The sequence below is a fragment of the Lysobacter sp. Soil_N_23 genome (assembly GCF_057656135.1).
The window spans coordinates 189,941-209,266 of the sequence record NZ_JBDGKY010000002.1 but is presented as its reverse complement, the minus strand read 5'-3'; the positions used below and the strand labels follow the sequence as shown (position 1 = coordinate 209,266).

At 66.3% G+C, this 19,326-nt stretch carries 23 protein-coding genes and 1 tRNA gene; 8 read left to right on the top strand and 16 right to left on the bottom strand.

Translation table 11 applies throughout. From position 1 onward, the window contains the following. Positions 1 to 85: 85 nt before the first annotated feature. Positions 86 to 793 carry an aquaporin Z gene (aqpZ, locus tag AC3A3X_RS02785; RefSeq protein WP_487581530.1) on the bottom strand — a complete coding sequence of 236 codons (708 nt, stop codon included), beginning with the start codon at positions 791 to 793 and terminating at the stop codon, positions 86 to 88. 287 nt (positions 794 to 1,080) lie between these two features. Here aqpZ and AC3A3X_RS02780 point away from each other — a divergent pair, with 287 nt between their 5' ends. The 8 genes from AC3A3X_RS02780 (at position 1,081) to AC3A3X_RS02745 (ending at position 6,287) form a co-directional block, all read left to right on the top strand. Further along, the gene (locus AC3A3X_RS02780) at positions 1,081 to 1,461 is read left to right on the top strand and encodes a hypothetical protein (RefSeq protein WP_487581529.1); all 381 of its coding nucleotides are present in this window, start codon (positions 1,081 to 1,083) and stop codon (positions 1,459 to 1,461) included. A gap of 98 nt (positions 1,462 to 1,559) precedes the next feature. Further along, the gene (locus AC3A3X_RS02775) at positions 1,560 to 2,795 is read left to right on the top strand and encodes an MFS transporter (RefSeq protein WP_487581528.1); all 1,236 of its coding nucleotides are present in this window, start codon (positions 1,560 to 1,562) and stop codon (positions 2,793 to 2,795) included. 79 nt (positions 2,796 to 2,874) lie between these two features. Further along, positions 2,875 to 3,459 carry a TetR/AcrR family transcriptional regulator gene (locus AC3A3X_RS02770; protein ID WP_487581527.1) on the top strand — a complete coding sequence of 195 codons (585 nt, stop codon included), beginning with the start codon at positions 2,875 to 2,877 and terminating at the stop codon, positions 3,457 to 3,459. 52 nt (positions 3,460 to 3,511) lie between these two features. Further along, entirely contained in the window at positions 3,512 to 3,733 is a 222-nt protein-coding gene (locus AC3A3X_RS02765; protein ID WP_487581526.1) for a DUF2798 domain-containing protein, read from the top strand. Between the two features lie 64 nt (positions 3,734 to 3,797). Continuing rightward, positions 3,798 to 4,712, top strand: coding sequence for an alpha/beta fold hydrolase (locus tag AC3A3X_RS02760; RefSeq protein WP_487581525.1), 915 nt, complete (start codon positions 3,798 to 3,800; stop codon positions 4,710 to 4,712). Beyond that, positions 4,713 to 5,363, top strand: coding sequence for a hypothetical protein (locus tag AC3A3X_RS02755; protein ID WP_487581524.1), 651 nt, complete (start codon positions 4,713 to 4,715; stop codon positions 5,361 to 5,363). Between the two features lie 6 nt (positions 5,364 to 5,369). Then, positions 5,370 to 5,576 (top strand): hypothetical protein, encoded by a 207-nt coding sequence (locus tag AC3A3X_RS02750; RefSeq protein WP_487581523.1) that lies wholly within the window; start codon positions 5,370 to 5,372, stop codon positions 5,574 to 5,576. Between the two features lie 276 nt (positions 5,577 to 5,852). Then, a complete protein-coding gene (locus AC3A3X_RS02745; protein ID WP_487581522.1) occupies positions 5,853 to 6,287 on the top strand; it encodes a hypothetical protein in 435 nt (144 codons plus the stop codon). A 67-nt stretch (positions 6,288 to 6,354) separates the two neighbouring features. On the opposite strand, the gene AC3A3X_RS02740 is transcribed toward AC3A3X_RS02745, so the two are convergent. The 15 genes from AC3A3X_RS02740 to ruvC form a co-directional block, all read right to left on the bottom strand. Continuing rightward, complete coding sequence (locus AC3A3X_RS02740; RefSeq protein WP_487581521.1) at positions 6,355 to 7,119, bottom strand: DUF3667 domain-containing protein; 765 nt, start codon at positions 7,117 to 7,119, stop codon at positions 6,355 to 6,357. A gap of 333 nt (positions 7,120 to 7,452) precedes the next feature. Then, positions 7,453 to 7,528, bottom strand: a tRNA-Lys gene (locus AC3A3X_RS02735). Positions 7,529 to 7,643: 115 nt separating this feature from the next. Further along, the gene (queC, locus tag AC3A3X_RS02730) at positions 7,644 to 8,342 is read right to left on the bottom strand and encodes a 7-cyano-7-deazaguanine synthase QueC (RefSeq protein ID WP_487581520.1); all 699 of its coding nucleotides are present in this window, start codon (positions 8,340 to 8,342) and stop codon (positions 7,644 to 7,646) included. A 49-nt stretch (positions 8,343 to 8,391) separates the two neighbouring features. Further along, on the bottom strand, positions 8,392 to 9,069 hold the full coding sequence (queE, locus tag AC3A3X_RS02725) for a 7-carboxy-7-deazaguanine synthase QueE (RefSeq protein WP_487581519.1): 678 nt from the start codon (positions 9,067 to 9,069) through the stop codon (positions 8,392 to 8,394). Between the two features lie 77 nt (positions 9,070 to 9,146). Beyond that, positions 9,147 to 9,962 (bottom strand): tol-pal system protein YbgF, encoded by an 816-nt coding sequence (ybgF, locus tag AC3A3X_RS02720; RefSeq protein WP_487581518.1) that lies wholly within the window; start codon positions 9,960 to 9,962, stop codon positions 9,147 to 9,149. A gap of 12 nt (positions 9,963 to 9,974) precedes the next feature. Next, positions 9,975 to 10,487, bottom strand: coding sequence for a peptidoglycan-associated lipoprotein Pal (gene pal / locus AC3A3X_RS02715; protein WP_487581517.1), 513 nt, complete (start codon positions 10,485 to 10,487; stop codon positions 9,975 to 9,977). Positions 10,488 to 10,594: 107 nt separating this feature from the next. After that, entirely contained in the window at positions 10,595 to 11,911 is a 1,317-nt protein-coding gene (tolB, locus tag AC3A3X_RS02710; protein WP_487581516.1) for a Tol-Pal system beta propeller repeat protein TolB, read from the bottom strand. Positions 11,912 to 12,124: 213 nt separating this feature from the next. Next, entirely contained in the window at positions 12,125 to 13,087 is a 963-nt protein-coding gene (locus AC3A3X_RS02705) for a cell envelope integrity TolA family protein (RefSeq protein WP_487581515.1), read from the bottom strand. Beyond that, the gene (gene tolR / locus AC3A3X_RS02700; RefSeq protein WP_487581514.1) at positions 13,087 to 13,548 is read right to left on the bottom strand and encodes a protein TolR; all 462 of its coding nucleotides are present in this window, start codon (positions 13,546 to 13,548) and stop codon (positions 13,087 to 13,089) included. The genes AC3A3X_RS02705 and tolR overlap by 1 nt, the downstream gene beginning before the upstream one ends. 90 nt (positions 13,549 to 13,638) lie before the next feature. Next, on the bottom strand, positions 13,639 to 14,430 hold the full coding sequence (gene tolQ, locus AC3A3X_RS02695; RefSeq protein WP_487581513.1) for a protein TolQ: 792 nt from the start codon (positions 14,428 to 14,430) through the stop codon (positions 13,639 to 13,641). Positions 14,431 to 14,524: 94 nt separating this feature from the next. Continuing rightward, a complete protein-coding gene (gene ybgC / locus AC3A3X_RS02690) occupies positions 14,525 to 14,950 on the bottom strand; it encodes a tol-pal system-associated acyl-CoA thioesterase (protein ID WP_487581512.1) in 426 nt (141 codons plus the stop codon). Then, complete coding sequence (gene ruvB, locus AC3A3X_RS02685) at positions 14,940 to 15,980, bottom strand: Holliday junction branch migration DNA helicase RuvB (protein ID WP_200606713.1); 1,041 nt, start codon at positions 15,978 to 15,980, stop codon at positions 14,940 to 14,942. Before ruvB ends, ybgC begins: the two co-directional genes overlap by 11 nt. A gap of 257 nt (positions 15,981 to 16,237) precedes the next feature. After that, the gene (locus AC3A3X_RS02680; RefSeq protein ID WP_487581511.1) at positions 16,238 to 18,157 is read right to left on the bottom strand and encodes a potassium transporter Kup; all 1,920 of its coding nucleotides are present in this window, start codon (positions 18,155 to 18,157) and stop codon (positions 16,238 to 16,240) included. Between the two features lie 38 nt (positions 18,158 to 18,195). Continuing rightward, positions 18,196 to 18,786 (bottom strand): Holliday junction branch migration protein RuvA, encoded by a 591-nt coding sequence (gene ruvA, locus AC3A3X_RS02675; RefSeq protein WP_487581510.1) that lies wholly within the window; start codon positions 18,784 to 18,786, stop codon positions 18,196 to 18,198. Further along, entirely contained in the window at positions 18,783 to 19,310 is a 528-nt protein-coding gene (gene ruvC, locus AC3A3X_RS02670) for a crossover junction endodeoxyribonuclease RuvC (protein ID WP_487581509.1), read from the bottom strand. Before ruvC ends, ruvA begins: the two co-directional genes overlap by 4 nt. Between the last annotated feature and the right edge of the window lie 16 nt (positions 19,311 to 19,326).

Below are 19,326 nucleotides of genomic sequence, written 5' to 3'. Positions count from 1 at the left end.
GTGTCCTCGGCTACACGCCGAACCACCTGGCTGCCGAACCATGTGCCCCCACGCACGACGACGTGCGTGCGTGGGGACCCAGGCTTCAACTCTTGAGACCGCGATGGGCGAGGCCGCCCAGCACGCCGCCGACGATCGGCGCCAGCCAGAACAGCCACAGCTGGCTGATCGCTCCGCTGCCGGCAAACAGCGCCATGCCGGTCGAGCGCGCCGGATTCACCGACGTGTTGGTCACCGGGATGCTGATCAGGTGGATCAGCGTGAGCGCCAGTCCGATCGCGATCGGCGCGAAGCCGGCCGGCGCCCGGCCGTCGGTGGCGCCGAGGATCACGATCAGGAACATCGCCGTCAGCACCCCTTCGCACAGCAGCGCCGCCGTCATGCTGAAGCCACCTGGCGACAGCGTGCCGTAGCCGTTGCTGGCGAACGCACCAGGTGCGTTGAGATCGATCACGACCTGCGCGCTGCCGGCGGCGATGTGCTGGATGACGAAGGCAGCTGCAATCGCGCCCAGTACCTGCACCACCGCATAGGGCAACACGTCACGCGCCGGGAAACGTCCCGCCGCGCACAGGCCGACGCTGACCGCCGGGTTGAAGTGACCACCGGAGATGTGGCCCAGCGCATACGCGCCGGTCAGCACCGTCAGGCCGAACGCCAGCGACACACCGAGCAGTCCGATTCCCAGCGGATTGCCGTCGCCCCCGAAATGGGCTGCCAGCACGGCGCTTCCGCAGCCCCCGAGCACCAGCCAGAACGTGCCGATGAACTCGGCGGACAATCGTTTGATCATGCAATCTCTCCCCGGCGCACGCGCCACTGATGTTGTTGATTTGCGCAGGCATGCGCCGCGACCTGCAAGCGCAGGCGCGACAGCGTAGGTGCCGTATCGGGCCTGTTTCCATCAGGCGATTCTCAAGCGCAGGCGCTACGTCAGCCGTCGTTCACCGGCTTGGTCCGGTGGTGCCTGTGTCGTTTGAGACTGGTCCTATGTGATCGCGCTCGCACGCTCGCCAGAATTGCGTCGACGCGTCACGCCCGGCGCGCGGGAAGGAATGCATGAGCAGGACGACGTACAAGGTGGCCGCCGCCATCGTGGTGCTGGCCACGGCATCGATCATCATCTTCATGGGCAGCTTCGAGAACCGCACTCGCCGCTGCCTTGACGACCCCAGCCCCGGTGACATCTACATGGCACGCATCAACGCGCTGCACGGCGCGACCGCATCGCCTGCGATCTACGGATTGATGCGCGTGGAAGAAGTCTTCCCCGACCGGATCATGGCGCATCCGGCGGTGGACAGTTCTCCCAGCAAGCGCCGCGCCTACCGCTATCTGGAGAGCGCCATCGCCGAGGGGATCCGCTACGACATGACAAAGAACATCGAGATTGCGCGCGACGACCTGGCCAGCCTGCATGCGCGCGGGATCATCGTGGTGGCTAAGAACCCGGGGACCTGACCGCCCGAGCGGTGCGCGCGTGGGCCTCCTGCCGGGCCACGTGTCGATTTGCGTCGCCCCGGTTCGTCTCCCTGGTATCTGCCATGAGGAGACACCGCATGAAAGGATCCGGCGCCGCTGCTTCACCGTCCATGGACCGCAACTGGGCGCTCGTCGCCGCCGGCGCAGTGTTGGGCTGCGTCGCGATCGGCACGATCTTCTCCCTGGCGGTGCTGCTGGCGCCGATGGGCGCGGCGACCGGCTGGACGCGCGCCGGCCTCTCCAGCGCCATGACCCTGGCCTTCGTCAGCGGCGCCTTCGGCAGCTTTGGCTGGGGCATGCTCAGCGACCGGGTCGGACCCAGGATCGTGGTTCTGGCGGGATCGCTGCTGCTGGGCCTGTCATGCGTGCTGGCCAGCCTTGCCACCAGCCTGCTGCAGTTCCAGCTCGCCTACGGCGTGTTGCTGGGCGTGGCAACGTCGAGCTTCTTCGCCCCGGTGATTGCCGCGACTGCGGCGTCCTTCGACCGGCATCGGAACCTGGCCATCTCGCTGGTCTCGGCCGGCGTGGGCGTGGCGCCGATGACGATGTCACCGCTGGTGGCGTGGCTGATCAGCCATTACGACTGGCGCGAGACGTTGTTGATCGTCGGCGTGGTGGCGTGGATGCTGACGTTGCCGGCCGTGTGGTTCATCCGAGCTGCGCCGACGACGACGGCCGACGCCATCGCCGCACCCACGCAGCAGATGACTGCCGCGCAGGCGCTGCGCTCGCGACCGTTCATCGTGCTGGCCCTGGCGTTCTTTGCCTGCTGCGCGGCGCATTCCGGACCGATCTTCCATACCGTCAGCTATGCGGTCGGTTGCGGCCTCAGCGTTACCGCGGCCGTCACCATCTACAGCATGGAAGGCGCGGCCGGTCTCGGCGGTCGCTTGCTGTGCGGCGCCCTCGCCGATCGCGTCGGCGCCAAGCCGGTGCTGGTGGTCGGCCTGTTGGTTCAGGCCTTCGCCGCAGTGACCTATCTCAAGGTCAGCCAGATCGACGGCTTCTACGCAGTGGCCATCGTGTTCGGCATGGCCTATGGCGGCACGATGCCGCTGTATGCCTCGCTGGCACGCGATGCGTTCAGTCCTGCCATCCTCGGCACCGTGCTTGGCGCGATGAACATGCTCTCCAGCCTCGGCATGGCGACAGGCCCGCTGATGGGCGGCTGGTTGTACGACCGCTTCGGCAGCTATACGTGGCTGTATGTGGGATCGATGGCCGTGGGCCTGGCGGCAGCGGCGATCGCGATGCTGTTCCCGACCATGCCGGCCGAACGCGACCGGGACGGCCTCAGGCCAGCGCCGGCCTGAACGCGGGCCGCAGACGGCGCTGGACACCCCGCCCGGAAAGATGTTGACAGGCAATACCGATCGGTATATTTTCGCCGGCATGAACAAGGCGCAAAGAACCCGCTACCTGATCGTCGAGAAGACCGCCCCCGTCTTCAACGTGAAGGGCTATGCCGGCACGTCCCTGGCCGACATGGAAGAGGCCACCGGGCTGACCAAGGGAAGCATCTACGGCAACTTCGCCAACAAGGAAGAAGTGGCCCTGGCCGCGTTCGAGCACAACTGGGCGCAGGCACAGGCGGCGGTTCGCGCGCAGATGGACAGGCACGCCTCCAACAAGGACCGGCTGCTCGCCATCACCGGCGCCTACACCAGGCTGCCCAGCGGCTTTCCGCAGGGCGGCTGCCCCCTGCTCAATACCGCCATCGAGGCCGATGACACCCACCCTGCCCTCAGGGAGAAAGCCAAGGCTGCGTTCCTGGGCTGGAAGAAGCATCTCGTCGCGGTCATCGAGGCAGGCATCGCCGCCGGCGAATTCCGCAAGGACATCGATGCGGAGCAGACCGCGGTGACGCTGATCGCCACGATCGAAGGCTCCATCATGCTTTCCCGGCTGACCGGCAACACCAGGTACAGCAAGCTCGTCATGTCCTCGGTGGAGAGCTCCATCGTCGCCCTGACGTGATTTTTTTCGACCACAAATATACCGCTCGGTATCAAACCTCCCGGATCACGCCATGAACACCCATCTCAAACGCAAGATCGCCTTCGCCCTTTCCATGGGCGTCGTCACTACGGGCGTCATCTCCTTCGCCCTGCTCGCCCTGAACCTCGGGTTCTCCGAGGACTTCGCCCTGACATGGCTGCGTTCGTGGGGCATCGGCTACCTGATCGTCATTCCCGCGATCCTGCTCATCGGCCCGCGCCTGCAGGCGCAGGTCGATCGGCTGATCCCGTAGCCTTGCAACGAGGCAACAGACCGTGTTCAAGCCATCCTTGAAGCAACTGATCGGGAGCGTCCTCATGACCGGCACCTTGATTGCATCCGGCTGCGCCCATGACCCCGGTACACCGGAGCGGAAAGCGGACATCGGAGTCGTCGAGATCGACAAGGACATGTCGTTGCGCAACATGGTCGTGCACAACGCGGCAGCGAAGGGAACCGTGCTTCTGCTGCACGGCTTCCCGGAGACCGTGTACGCCTGGAAGGAGATCGCCATCGAACTGGGCGACGACTACGAAGTGCATGCCTTCGACTGGCCAGGCTACGGGCTGTCATCCCGGCCCGCGGCCAACAGGTTCTCCTATGCCCCCGCGGACTATGCACAGGTCCTCAAGCAATACATCGACAAGGCAGGCATCGACCGCTCGAACCTGACGATCTACGCCACCGACATCGGCGCGCTGCCGGCGCTGCTGCTGGCACTCGAACAGCCTGACATTGCCCGGACGATCATCGTCGGCGACTTCGCGCCGTTCGACCGGCCCCAGTACATGTACGAGAGCCTGCAGAACCTCAAGGCGGGCCCCACGGCCGAGCCGACTCGCGCCTACATGAACAACCATCGCGACGAGATCCTGGCCAACACCTTCTTCCGCGGCCTTCCCGAGGATGCGCGGTACGAGATATCCCCGGAGTTCCGCGACGACATGGCGCGTGGATGGACCCGGGAAGACATGACCTCGGTGGATGCCTTCTACCACTACTACTCCCACTTCACCCGGGATCAGCAGTACTTCGAGTCGAATCTCACCCGCCTCAGGACGCCGGTGAAGGTGGTCTGGGGCGAGAAGGATCTCTACATCAACCGGGGAATGGCGGAGGAGTTCAGCGCGAAGGCCAACCTCGAACTCACCGTGCTGCCCGGTATCGGCCACTACCCGCACCTGCAGGATCGCAAGCGGACCGTCGACGAGATTCGTGCTTCGTTCTGTTGAGTGCGCACTGCGTCACCCGATGCCATAGATGATGCGGACATCGCGCTCGGCTGCGATGCGATCCATGTGCGCGAGCGCCTGGCGCATCGTTCCGCGCATTGGCCAGTGAATTTACGCCATGCTTACGCCAGCAGGCTGGTATCCGAATGGAGGTTTTACGCGGGCCCGCCAGAAACTGCGCACTGGTCAAACGCACTGGTCAAAACGGAGCAAACGATGTCCATTGCCATTCTCGCCGCGCCCGATGGTGCTCGATCCGGTACCCATGGCCTTCCGCGGGAAGTCGTGTCGCAACTGGTCGAAAGGGCGTCCCTCGCCGGCAAGACGGTCGCGGTGTGCAGTTGTCGCAACGCGTCGGACATCCTGGATCGGCTGCGCCGCATCGATGGCAGGAACACCGAGTTCCTGCTGCTCGACCCGGGCCCCGACGCGCGAGTCGGCGGTGAACTCGGCGCGGCGCTCCATCACGCCGGCGTCCCCTACATCGAAGTGCATGCCGACGGAGCCGGATCGCTCCAGCACCGCTGCGTTGGCACCCCGCTCAACGTCATCGACGGTTATGGCGCGCAAGGCTATGTGCTCGCGCTGTCCATCGCACTGGAGCGCCTGGGTTGCAGCGAATGCGAGAACAACATCCACGTTGGCACGTGATCCGCCATGCGCTACTGCTACTTCGCTGACTACGAAATACAACTGAACGACCACCTCCGGATCTGGGGCCAGTCGACCCTGGTGCACACGGTTGCACCGGGCGACGAGCTGGATCCGGCTGAGGTCCTAGTGCGCATCCGCGCACAGGCGGCCGATGCGCATGCCGTCAAGCCGGCGCAGGTGCGCGTTCGCGGCCTGAGCCGGCTTGATTGACCGTGACCTGATCGAGCCGCGCGCACCGGCCCGCGGGGTCCGGTCATACGCCACCTTGTTAGCTGGACCCAGCTTGCTTAAGCTCACGCCGAACCAGAGGGTTACTTCAGCGAACGTTGTGCCCACTTCGTACCGGTGCGTGCCTTGCGCGCTCCAGATCGCGCCATGGAAATCCGGAAAATCGCAAGCGCGGGCGGGGAGTCATGGGTGGGCACTTACAATCATTAAAGTCGAGCCGCTCCGTGGCGCGGCTCAACTCCGGCATCAGGCGCACTCGTGAACCTTCTCGTCAGGCAAAGAAGCGTCTCTACTCCACCCGGCTATCAAGAGCGGGAGTGCTTCCTTGTGTCCTACAAGCTTCCCCTGTGCAGCCATTGCTTTGTGCTCTGCCATGAGCCCGGCGATCCGGATCACCCCAGCATTGACCTTTCGGTCATGAGTTTTTTCATGGCCGAAGCACATGAGCTCTCGGCTAAAGTCACGGGCAATGCCCACTCATTCGTCATCATTCACAGTGGCGGCTTCGTCAGAAAGCGTCATAACCTGCACATGCACGTGTTTGTTATTCGCCGGCGCTGGCAAAAGGCATGGCTCTATGCACTTCTCGCGGCAATCCATGGCACTTCCGCAGTAAGGCGCGCTGCCCTGAGGCTTATCGGCCGCGGGCCTGACAACTCGTTCAAGCCGAAGCCGCTTCGCGGCCCGGCTTGACCCAGGCATTGGCGAATGGCCGCTTCTGGCCGTGCTTTCAATCGGTAGCACGCTGCCCGGCAGCAGCTCACACGGAAAGCAGCATGACAGTCACCAGCAATACGATGGCGAGCGTTGCCAGGAAGTAGAGCGTCGCCAGAAGAGCACCACGCCCAACAGTCTCCGTCCATGTTCCTCCGTGCACACGCTTGAGCGCGAGCGCGTAGTAGGCGATCGACCACGTGGACAGGATGCTGGCGAGCACCAGGGGGAGCCTTGCTTCTACGACTAGCATCAGCAGCAGGAAGCTATGGACGTATAGAGCGAACACAAGATGCACACCGTAGCGCCGGCGGCGATCGCGGTATACCAACTGCAGCAGTCCGGCGTAGACGGGCACGAGACCAAGCGTCAGGTACGGCAGGAAGTGAATGCCCCGTTCGCGCGTCACCCTTAGCCGCTCTTCAGGTGGCAAGGCCTTGAGCCGCCGAATGCCAGGCGTATCGAAATGATCGAGCACCCAGGGAACCGAATCCGCGCCCAGCCGGCTTTGGGTGACGGTTGTGCCTGGCGGCGCCTGGCTCAACAGATCGAAGCGCAGGGAAAAGTCGCCCGCGCCGAACCTGAGACCCAGATCCCAACCCAGGAACTGGAAGGCAGCGAAGGCAAGTGCGATCGCGGCAAGGTAAAGCTTCAATGGCTTGACGTAGCGCGCACGCTTGTTTTTGAGATGGTCGAGAGGGAGCTTTCCCGGTAGAAAGATTAGCGGCCAGAGCGTGTGCCAGAGCTTTCCATCGAAGTGTATGAAGTGATCCAGCAGCTCGTGAATGTATTCGGCGACCGTAGGTGGCACGACCTTTGTATCTTGGCCACACGCAGGGCAATACGCACCCGTGGTCGTGGCTCCGCAGTTTCCACAAGTGGTGCTGGCAGGACGAGCTGTGTCGACTTGAGTCAAGGTGCCGCCCCCCGTGCAGGAGTCGCGCGCCACCGCATTGTCCCTCGATGGTGACGCCCACGCCACAAACGACGTGTCAACCCTTCGGAGGGTTGGGATCGTCGCCATAGGACGCTCCATGCTCCACTGACCGTCCCTACCCTGCACGTGCACCGCAACCCTTGGCGAACTGCGGGAAAAATTCCGGGTTTGCGGAAATGCGCCCTACGCCGCAACCGCCTTGAAGGATGGTGGGCCGTGATGGATTCGAACCATCGACCAGCGGATTAAAAGTCCGATGCTCTACCGACTGAGCTAACGGCCCACTTGGAACTTTCCTGCGCTCGCGGTGGTTGCGGGCGGCGCGCCCGGCCTTGCGCCGGGGCGTGCATTCTAGCGCACGGCGCCGCCGCGATGGAGTCTGCGGCGGCGTCCGTCGTTCATACGTAACGCGTCGGGTCGGGCACGCCGGCCGCGATGAAGCCTTCCGCACGCAGGCGGCATGCGTCGCAATGGCCGCAGGCGCGGCCCTGATCGTCGGCCTTGTAACAGGAGACGGTCTCGGCGAAATCCACGCCCAGGCGCACGCCCTCGCGGACGATGTCGGCCTTGCTCATGAACTGCAGCGGCGCGTGCACGCGCAGGCCGGCGCCTTCCACGCCCGCCTTGGTGGCGAGGTTGGCCAGGTTCTGGAATGCGGCGATGAATTCAGGGCGGCAGTCCGGGTAACCGGAGTAGTCGACGGCATTGACGCCGCAGAAGATGTCGGCCGCGCCCAGCACTTCGGCCCAGCCCAGCGCGACCGACAGCATGATCGTGTTGCGCGCGGGCACGTAGGTCACCGGGATCGCGTCCTTGGCCGCGGCCTGGCCGATCGCGTGGCCGTCGTCGTCGGTCGGCACCGAGATGGTTTCGTCGGTGAGCGCCGATCCGCCGATGCTGCGCAGGTCGACGTTGACCGTCTTGTGCGCGACCGCGCCGAGCGATTTCGACACGCGGTCGGCGGCATCGAGCTCGGAGGTGTGGCGCTGGCCGTAGCGCACGCTCAGCGCATGCACGGCGAAGCCCTGCTCGCGCGCGATCGCGATGACCACGGCGGAGTCCATCCCGCCCGATACCAGGACAACAGCGTTCTTCATCTCATTGGCTTCCACTGGGGGAGTCACTGCGGAACGGAGCCGGCCGCGGTCAGCGGCCCGGCTCGTCGTTCCACAGGATCTTGTGCAACTGCAGCTGGAACCGCACCGGCAACTTGTCGGCGACGATCCAGTCGGCCAGGTCGCTGGGCTTGATCTGGGTGAAGCTGGGCGAGAACAGTACATCGCAGACCGCGGTGAGGCCGTGTTCGGCGACCACGCCCTTGGCCCAGTCGTAGTCCTCGCGCGAGCAGATCACGAACTTGACCTGGTCGTGCGGGGTCAGCAGCGGCAGGTTCGACCACAGGTTGCGGTGGACCTCCATCGACCCCGGCGTCTTGATGTCGAGGATGCGCGAGACGCGGGGGTCGACCTGGCTGATGTCGATCGCGCCGGAGGTCTCCAGCGATACCTCATAGCCGGCGTCGCACAGCCGCTGCAGCAGGCCGATGCAGCGCTTCTGCGCGAGCGGTTCGCCACCGGTGACGCAGACATGACGGGCGCCGTGGCCGGCGACCTCGGCGAGGATGTCGTCGATCTGGTGCCACTCGCCGCCATGGAAGGCGTACGCGGTGTCGCAGTACTGGCAGCGCAGCGGGCAGCCGGTCAGGCGCACGAATACGGTCGGCCAGCCGATGCTGCGGGCCTCGCCCTGCAGGGACAGGAAAATCTCGGTGATCCGCAGCCGCTCCGGCGACGCTGCGGCCGCTTCGGCGGGGAGTGCGTTCATGGCGCTGATTTTAAAGGATCTTGCGGGACCGGGCTTGATAACAACCGGGGTTGCTCACGCTGGCGTAGCGGCCGGGCTCAGCGCAGCCGGCCGAGCTGGATCGCGTTGAGACGGTCGCTGGCGGTGCGGGCAGCGTCGGAGCCGGGGTATTTCGCCGAAACCTCGGCCAGCGTGCGCTCGGCCGCTTCGACCTGCTTGAGCCCGAACTGCGACAGGCCGACCTTGAGCATCGCGCCCGGGGCCTTGTCGTGGGTCGGGTAACGGTCCAGCAGCGACTGGAACTGGATCTGCGCCAGCTCGTAATTCTGGGTGACGTAGTAGCTCTCGCCGAGCCAGTACAGCGCGTTTGGCGCGTAGGCGCCCTGCGGATAGGTCTCGACGAAGGCCTGGAACAGGCGCGAGGACTCGACATAGTCGCCGCTCTTGAGCGCGCCGAAGGCGGCATCGTAGGCGGCGCGTTCGTCGGCGCCCTGGGCCAGTGCGCCCTTGTCGCCGTAGACCGCCGGTGGGCGGTCCTTGACCGATGCGGACGGCGCCGCGGGCTTGGTCGACTTGGCCGGTGCCGCCGCCGGTGCCGGGATCCCGGTGGCCGGTGGCGTGACCGCGCCGCTCTCGAGCCGGTTGATGCGGCCGTCGAGGTCGAGGTACTGGGCCTTGCCGCTTTCCAGCAGCTGGTTGTTCTGCTGCTGCAGTTCTTCGATCTGCGAACGCAGGGCCTGCACTTCGTTGCGCAACTGGCTGACCTGGTTGAGCAGGTCGACATTGCCCTGGTTGTTGGCGGCCTGCTGCTCGAGCACGGTCACCCGGTCAGCCAGGCTGGCCCGTTGCGCGACAGCGGGCGCGGCGACCACGAGGGTCGCCGCGAACGCCATGGCAAGTAACGTCTTGCGCATCATCGCCAGCTATTACTTGGCGGTGTACACGATCTCGACGCGACGGTTCTTGGCCCAGCAATCTTCGTTCGAGTCGGTGCAGACCGGACGCTCTTCGCCGTAGCTGGTGACCGTGATCTGGCTGCCCGAGCCGCCATTGGCCTGGACGGCCGACGACACGGCATTGCCGCGGCGCTCGCCGAGGCCGAGGTTGTACTCGCGGCTGCCGCGCTCGTCGGCGTTGCCTTCCAGGGTCATGCGCGAGGACGGACGGTCACGCAGGTACTTGGCGTGGCAGCCGACGATGGCCTGGAACTCCGGACGCAGGCTGTCCTGGTCGAAGTCGAAGTAAACCACGCGCTGACGCAGGCAGGCGTCGGTGTCGAGGTCGTTCGGGCCGTACACGCCCGAGGTGACCGGAGCTTCCGGAGCCGGGGTGGTGGTCGGCGTTTCTGCCGGCGGCGGGGTTTCCTTGACCTTCTTGGAGCAGGCCACAGCGGCGGTGCACAGCACGGCGGTGAGCAGGATGCGAGCGGTGTTGTTCATGGTTTGTGTGTTCCTCGTCATTCAAGCGTGGGACAGATACGGGGCAAGCGGAAGTAAAACAAGAACGTACTGCAGCGCCGCCAATCCTGCGGATCGCTCCGACAAGATCAGCGAGGCAAGCGGAACGGCCCCCAAGCCGGCTCACGCACGTCCCCATCCGCAAGCACCAGGCGCTGGCGCACCCGGGCATCGGACGAAACGGCGTAGAGCACGCCCCGGCGGCCCTCGCGCGCAGCATAAAGGATCATTGCGCCATTCGGGGCAAAGCTGGGCGACTCGTCCAGGGATCCGGGCGAAAGTGTGCTCCAGCGCGCAGACCCGAGGGTGCTGTCCATCATGGCGATGCGGTAGGTGTTGCCGGCGCCCTGGGCGGTGGCGATCTTTTTGCCGTCGGCCGAAATGCTGGCGCTGGCGTTGTAGCTGCCCTGGAAGGTCACGCGGGTGGCGCTGCCGCCGCTGGACGGGACCGAATAGATCTGCGGGCGGCCGCCGCGGTCGGAGGTGAAGTAGATGGTGCCACCGTCGGCGCTCCAGCTCGGCTCGGTGTCGATGCTGAAGTGGTTGGTCAGCTGGGTCAGCGCCTTGCTGCCCAGGTCCATCACGTAGATCTCGGGGTTGCCGCTGCGCGACAGGGTCAGGGCCAGTCGGCGGCCGTCGGGCGAGAACGACGGGGCGCCGTTGATGCCGCGGAACTTGGCGATCAGCTCGCGGCTGCCGGAGGTGATGTTCTGGATGTAGATCGAGGAGTTGCCGCCCTCGAAGCTGACATAGGCCAGGCGACCACCGTCCGGGCTCCACGACGGCGACAGCAGCGGCTCGGGTGAGCGCACCACGGTCTGCGGGTTGAAGCCGTCGGAGTCGGCGACCATCAGCGCGTACTGGGCGCCCTTGCCGGTGCCGGTCGCGGTGACATAGGCGATGCGGGTGAAGAACGCGCCGCGGATGCCGGTGATCTTTTCGTAGACCGCGTCGGCGACCTGGTGGGCGACATCACGCATCGCGTTGGCGCGGGCGGTCAGGGCGAAGCCGAGCAGGCGCTCCTGCTTGGCCACGTCGAACAGCTCGTACTCGAGGCGGTAGCTGCCGGCACCGGCGTCGAGCACGCGGCCGACGACGATGAAGTCCTGGTTCAACGCGCGCCAGGTCGGATAGTTGATCTCCCCGCCCTTGGTCGGCTTCTCGATGATGTCCTTGTCCGGAAGCGGCCGGAACTGCCCGGAGCGCGCGAGGTCGGCGCCGACCACCTGGGCGATGTCGGTTTCCGGCGCTGTCCCGCTGCCCTGGTAGGGCATCGGCACCACGGCGATCGGGAGGGCAGCGGCATTGCCGCCGACGATGTCGATCTCGAGCCCCTGCTGGGCGAAAGCGGCGACGGGAAGCAGCAGGGCGAGCAGCGAGGCAAGCCAGGCAACGGGTCGGTTCATCGGTGCTCCAGTGATGCGGTCATTCAGCTTTGCAATTGTTAACAGGCAGTGGGTGAACGTGGGCTCAAGCTCGGCTGCGAAAATTGCCCTCATCCGCCCTCCGGGCAAAAGCCCCTCATCCGCCCTTCGGGCACCTTCTCCCGCGAGCGGGAGAAGGGACTCTTGAGCCCCTCTCCCGCTTGCGGGAGAGGGGTTGGGGTGAGGGCGCCCGCCTCAGCGATCCTGCGCCGTGAAGTTCAGCGTCAGATTGCGCGCGAACACCGATTCGAACCCGGCATACGGCAGCGGCTGTGCCTTGAGCACGGCGGCTTCGATCGAGCGACGTCCCTGCTCATCGTAGGCGCACGGCGATGACACTTCCGCGCTCATCACCCGCCCACCCGGCAACTGCCGGATCAGCAGCGTGCAGCGGGCGCCAACCGGCACCGTTTCCGGGCGGGTCCATTTGCTCAGGATCGCTTCCTGCAATGCAGCGGCATAGCGCGCCTGCAGGCCGGTGTCGGTGCCGCTGTTACCCGGCGGTGGACTGGCATCGCTGCTGCCGGCCGATTCGGCAGGCGCAGGACGCGAGCGGACGTCGGCGATCTGGCGCAGGCGCTGTTCGGCCAGGTCGGCCTCGCGCGCGGCGGCGACGCGCTTGCGGCGGATCTCGGCCAGCTTCTGCTCACGCTCCTGGTCCTGCTGCTCGGCCAGGCGACGCTGCTTTTCGACCTGCTCCTGGCGCTCGCGCTCGGTCAGGTCGACCTGGTCCTGCTTGCGCTTGGCTTCCTGGACCTTGTCTTCCTCGGCGGCGGCAATAGGCGTCGGCTGGTCGACCACCGCTTCCTGGTTCTCGTTGTCCGGAACCGGAATGAAGTCCTGGGGTTGCGGCTGCGGCGTGGCGACGGAATCTTCCGGCCGCGGCTCCGGCAACGGCTGCGGCAGCGGTGCGGCCTCTTCCGGTTCCGGCGGCGGCGGCAGTTCGACCGGCTTGGGTCGCTTGAGCAACGTGCGCTGCATCGCCGGCGACAGGGCGTCGGCGTCGATCAGTTCGGCGGTCACGGGCGAGCCCGCAGCCGATACCGGCGCGGCGGCGCGGGTCCACAGCAGGCCGACGAACATCAGGGCGAACAGCAGTGCGTGCAGCCCCAGCGCCTGCCAGATCGCCCGCGCGGTGTCGGCGCGCGACTCCCGCATCAGCGACCCGCCTTGGTGGCCCGGCTCTGGGCCTGATCCGGTTGGCTCATCAAGCCGACCTTCTTCACGTTGGCGCCCTGCAGCAGCACCAGCGCGTCCATCACCTTCTGGTAATTGGCCTTGGCGTCACCGGCCACGAACACGGCGACATCCGGGTTCTGCGCGACGATCGCCGACACCTTGGCCTGCAGCGCCTCGGCGGTGACCGCCTCGTTGCTGCCTGCCTTCAGGGCGAGGAAGTAATGTCCGTTGGGGTCGACGCTGACGACGACCGGGTCCTTCTTTTCCTGGATCGACTTGGCATTGGACTGCGGCAGGTCGATGTCGACGCCGAGATTCAACAGCGGTGCGGTGACCATGAAGATGATCAGCAGCACCAGCATCACGTCGATATAGGGAACGACGTTGATCTCGGCTTTGAGCTTGCGCTTGCGATGGCGGCGCGCGGTGATACCGGCCATGGCCTTCCTCTCGTAATCAGTTGGTTCACGACCCCAACGGGGCCGATGAAAGTCCGCACAGGTTGTGCGGGACGTTGCGAGGGAATCGCATCAGGTCTCGTCGAGGTTCGCCTGGCGCTGCAGGATCGAGGAGAACTCTTCGGAGAACGCGTCGTAACGCACCGACATGCGTTCGACCTTGGTCGCGTAGCGGTTGTAGGCCCACACCGCCGGGATTGCCGCGAACAGGCCCATCGCCGTGGCGATCAACGCCTCGGAGATACCGGGGGCGACCGTGGCGATGGTCGCTTCCTTCATGTTGGCCAGGCCCTGGAACGAAATCATGATGCCCCACACCGTACCGAACAGGCCGACATACGGGCTGATCGAACCGACGTTGGCGAGGAATTCCAGGTTGTGCTCGAGGCCGTCGATCTCGCGCGAGCCGGTCGCGCGCATGGCGCGCTGGGCACCTTCGAGCTGCATGCGGCTGTCGGCGCCGCGGCGCTGGCGCAGGCGGCCGAACTCGCGGAAGCCGGCTTCGAAGATCGCTTCCAGGCCGCCGATCTCGCGGTTGCGCTCGGTGGTGCCGGCATAGAGCTTGGACAGTTCGGCACCGGACCAGAAGCGCTCTTCGAACTGGTCGGCCTCGCGCGCGGCGCGGTCGAGCACGCGCTTCTTGCGGAAGATGATCACCCACGAGGCGATCGAACCGAACAGCAGCAACAGCATGACCAACTGCACCGGGAGGCTGGCGTGCAGCACCAGTTGCAGCAGGTTGAGGCTGTTGTTGTCGACGGCGCCCGTCGACAGCGCCTGCACCGCTGTGTTGGCGGCATTGGCGGCCTCTTCCGGCAGGGGCTCCACCGCGGTGGCCTGCAGTGCTGTCAACAATGGGGTCATGCCTGGTTCTCCGTGCCCGCCACGCGGGACTGTGTGCAACTTGGGGGACTGCGAACGGTAAAAACGGGTGAAGCCTGAATCGGGGTCAACGTGGTTAAAGCGGCGGTTGCTCGAGCGCCTTGAGCTGGTCGTACACCGGCTGAGGGATCGGGCGCGGGCGGAACCCGTCCGCATCCAGCGCCGCCGCCCGTACCTGCGCGGTCAGCAGCAGGTCGCCGCTGCGGACGATCGACTGGGTGAAAACGGCGCTGGCGCGGCGGCATTCCTGCAGCCCCACCGACACCGCCAGCGCATCGTCCAGCCGTGCCGGCTTGAGGAAGTCCAGCTGCATGGCGCGCACGGCGAACACCAGCCCGTACTCGATCCGCAAAAGCTCCTGGCCATACCCCTGCGCACGCATCCACTCGGTCCGCGCGCGCTCGAGGAACGCCAGGTACTGGGCGTGGTAGACCACGCCGCCAGCGTCCGTATCTTCCCAGTAGACCCGTGTCGGCCAACTGAACGCCACATCAACCGTCACTGCCGGCCTCCTCGAAAAGCCCGCCGTTGCTGGCTTTCGGCCTCAGGCCGATATGGCGGTAGGCCTTGGGCGTGGCCATCCGGCCGCGCGCGGTGCGGATGAGGTAGCCCTGCTGGATCAGGTAGGGCTCGATGACGTCTTCGAGTGTGCCGCGCTCCTCGCTCAGCGCCGCGGCCAGCGATTCGACGCCGACCGGGCCGCCGTCGAAGGACTCGATGATGATCTTGAGCATGCGCCGGTCGAGTTCGTCGAAACCCTCCGGGTCGACCTTGAGCATGGCCATCGCCGCATCGGCGACATCGCGGGTGATGTCGCCGCCGGCGCGGACCTGGGCGAAGTCACGCACACGCCGCAGCAGGCGGTTGGCGATGCGCGGGGTGCCGCGCGAACGGCGGGCGATTTCGGCCGCCCCTTCCGGCTCGCAGGCGATGCCGAGGATCTGCGCCGAACGGCGCACGATCTTCGTCAACTCCTCGGCGCTGTAGAACTCCAGGCGCTGGACGATGCCGAAGCGGTCGCGCAGGGGCGCGGTCAGCAGGCCGGCGCGGGTGGTCGCGCCGATCAGGGTGAATGGCGGCAGGTCGAGCTTGATCGAGCGGGCCGCGGGGCCCTCGCCGATCATGATGTCGATCTGGTAGTCCTCCATCGCCGGATAGAGCACTTCCTCGATCGCCGGCGACAGGCGATGGATCTCGTCGACGAACAGCACGTCATGCGGCTGCAGGTTGGTCAGCAGCGCGGCCAGGTCGCCGGCCTTCTCGATCACCGGGCCGGAGGTCTGGCGCAGGCCGACGCCGAGCTCGTTGGCGATGACATGGCTGAGGGTGGTCTTGCCCAGGCCGGGCGGGCCGAAGATCAGGACGTGGTCGAGGGCCTCGCCGCGTGCCTTGGCGGCCTCGATATAGATCTTCATCTGCTCGCGCACCGGCGCCTGGCCGAGGTATTCGTCCAGCCGCTTGGGCCGGATCGACGCCTCGATGGCCTCGTCCTCGCGGGTGGCGCCGGCAGCGATGATGCGGGAGTCGTTCATGCCCGTATGTTCGCATGGGCATGGGGTCGCAGGCATGGCGCGCGGGGCGAAACTCCGCATTGCCTCACAACAAGCCGCCCCTTTTCCCGTCATCCCGGCGAACGCCGGGATCCATTTGCCCTTTACGTTGCTCGACAGTCGCTGGGTTCCCGCCTACGCGGGAATGACGGGGTGGTGGCGTAAACGATCTTTCACCGTCATCCCGGCGCACGCCGGGATGACGGTGATGGGGCGGATACGCGACGGGCTGAGCGCGGTCAGATCTCTACCTGCGCCCCCAGCTCCACCAGACGATTGCCCGGGATGCGGAAGAAGCCCGTGGCCGGCGCGGCGTTGCGGTGCATGAAGGCGAACAGCCGGTCGCGCCAGATCGGCATGCCGCGGTGGCGGCTGGCCACCACCGTCTCGCGGCTGGCGAAATACGTGGTGTCCATCGGGTCGAAGTAGGTGCCGCCCGCGTCGCACGAGCGCATCAGCGCCAGCGGCACGTCGGGCACTTCCATGAAGCCGAAGCGGATCAGCACGCGGTAGAAGTCGTCGCCGATCGCCTCGATCTTCAGGCGCTTGTCGCGCGGCGCATAGGGGACGTTGAGCGTCTCCACCGTCAGGAACACGTTGCGCTCGTGCAGCACCTTGTTGTGCTTGAGGTTGTGCAGCAGCGCATGCGGCACCACGCCCTTGTCGGCGGTCATGAAGATCGCCGTGCCCGGCACCCGCACCGGCGGCGCCAGCATCAGGCCGGGCAGGAAGCTGTCGAGCGAGATGCCTTCCTTGCGCACCTCGTCATGCAGCAGCTCGCGGCCGCGACGCCAGGTGCGCAGCAGGGTGAACACGACCAGGCCCAGCAGCAGCGGGAACCAGGCGCCGTCGAAGAACTTGGCGCCGTTGGCGACGACGAAGCCGACATCGACCACGAAGAACAGCAGGCACAGCGGCAGCACCCAAGTGCGCCAGCGCGGCCACAGCGCGCGCGCGACCAGCGCCAGCAACAGGGTGTCGATCAGCATGGTCGCCGACACCGAGATGCCATAGGCCGTGGCCAGTGCGGTCGAACTGCGGAACATCAGCACCACCGCCAGCACCGCGATCATCAGCAGCCAGTTGATGTACGGCACGTAGATCTGGCCGATGGTCGACTGCGAGGTGTGCTTGACCTGCATGCGCGGGATGTAGCCCAGCTGCATGGCCTGGCGGGCGACCGAATAGGCACCGGTGATGACCGCCTGCGAGGCGATCACCGCGGCCATCGTCGCCAGCACGATCATCGGGTACAGCGCCCACGCCGGCACCGCCTCGAAGAACGGGTTCTTGACCGCATCCGGGTGGCCGAGCACGAACGCGCCCTGCCCCAGGTAGTTCAGCATCAGGCACGGCAGCACCAGCGTGTACCAGGCGTAGCGGATCGGCCGCGGCCCGAAGTGGCCCATGTCGGCGTACAGCGCCTCGCCGCCGGTCACCGCCAGCACGACCACGCCCAGGATCAGCACCGAGTGCGAGCCGTGCTCGACGAAGAAGCGCGCGCCCCACATCGGGTTCAGCGCCTTGAGCACTTCCGGTGCTTCGACGATGTTGTGGACGCCGATCGCAGCCAGCGCCAGGAACCAGACCGTGGTGATCGGTCCGAAAATCCGGCCGACCTTCTCGGTGCCGAAGCGCTGGGCGAAGAACACCATCACCAGGATGACAACCGCTATCGGCACGATGAACCGGTGCAGTCCGGGCGCGGCGACCTCCAGGCCCTCGACCGCGCCGAGGACGGTGATGGCGGGCGTGATCACGCTGTCGCCGAAGAACAGCGAGGCGCCGAAGATGCCGAGGATGCCGATGACATACGCCGAGCGCGAGCCCTTTGGCAGGGTGCGCTGGGCCAGCGTCATCAACGCCATGATGCCGCCCTCGCCCTCGTTGTCGGCGCGCATGATGATGGTCACGTACTTCAGGGTCACCGTGATCATCAGCGCCCAGAACACCAGCGACAGGATGCCCAGCACCGTGTCGTGGTTGCCGATCAGTCCAAAGTGCGGCGAGAACGCCTCCTTCAGCGTGTACAGCGGGCTGGTACCGATGTCGCCGAAGACAACGCCGATCGCTCCGATGACCAGGCCGCCCAGCCCCTGTTTGCCATGGCCGTGCTGCGCGCCGTTGGCGGAGGTCGAGTGGGTAGCGGGAGAGGACATGGAGTGGGTTGCTCGGGGCGGCCGGGGCCGCCGTGGCGTCAACGGAGCGCGGACTTTAGCGCTTTGCGGATGATGGCGGCGGCGTCATCGCCGGCCGCGGTCGCTTCGCGCGCCATGCGCACGGCTTCGGCCGGCTTGTAGCCCAGCTGCTGCAGGGCAATCACGGCTTCGCTCTGGGGGTCGGCGGCGGCGCCGTTGCCCGACAGGGTGGCGCCCACGCCGGCAAGGTCGGCAGCGCGGTCACGCAGTTCCACCACCATGCGCTCGGCGGTCTTCTTGCCGATGCCGGGGATGCGGGTCAGCGCGGTGATGTCGCCGACCTGTACCAGGCGCGCGAACTCGTCCACCGAAGTGCCCGAGAGCACCGCCAGGGCAATCCTGGCGCCGATGCCGGACACCCGCTGCACGTCGCGGAACAGGCGGCGCTCGCCCTCGCGCAGGAAGCCGTACAGCGAAACGCTGTCTTCCTTCTGCGCGTAATGGGTGAACAGCGCGACTTCGCGGCCGAGGTCGGGCAGGTCGTAGAAGGTGCTCATCGGCGCCTCGAGCTCGTAGCCGACGCCGTTCACGTCCACCACCAGCCACGGCGGCTGCTTGTGGACGAGGATGCCTTTCAGACGACCGATCATGCGCCGCGTCTCCGCAACAGGTGGGTGGCCACGCCGGTGCGTGCCGCGGTCGCACTCATGTGCGCGTGGGTCAGCGCCACTGCCAGTGCATCGGCGGCATCGGCCTGCAATTTGGTATCCGGCAGGTTCAACAGCAATCGGACCATGTGCTGGACCTGGTCCTTCTCGGCCGCGCCGCGACCGACCAGCGACTGCTTGATCACGCGCGGTGCGTACTCGCTGATCGGAATGCGCCGGCGCACTACTGTCGCCAGCGCCGCACCGCGGGCGTGGCCGAGCTTGAGCGCCGAAGTCGCCGACTTGGCCATGAACACGGTCTCGATCGCGACCTGCTGCGGCTGCCACTCGTCCAGCAGCGCCTCCAGCCCCTCGCACAGCAGCCCGAGCCGCGACGGGAAGTCCTCGGCTTCGAGCAGGACCAGCGCGCGCGCATGCACGAAGGTGCAGCGGCCGTCGGCGGCCACGTCAATGACGCCGACACCGGTGCGCTGGGAACCGGGGTCTATCCCGAGGATTCTGATCACGTGGTCAGCTTACGCC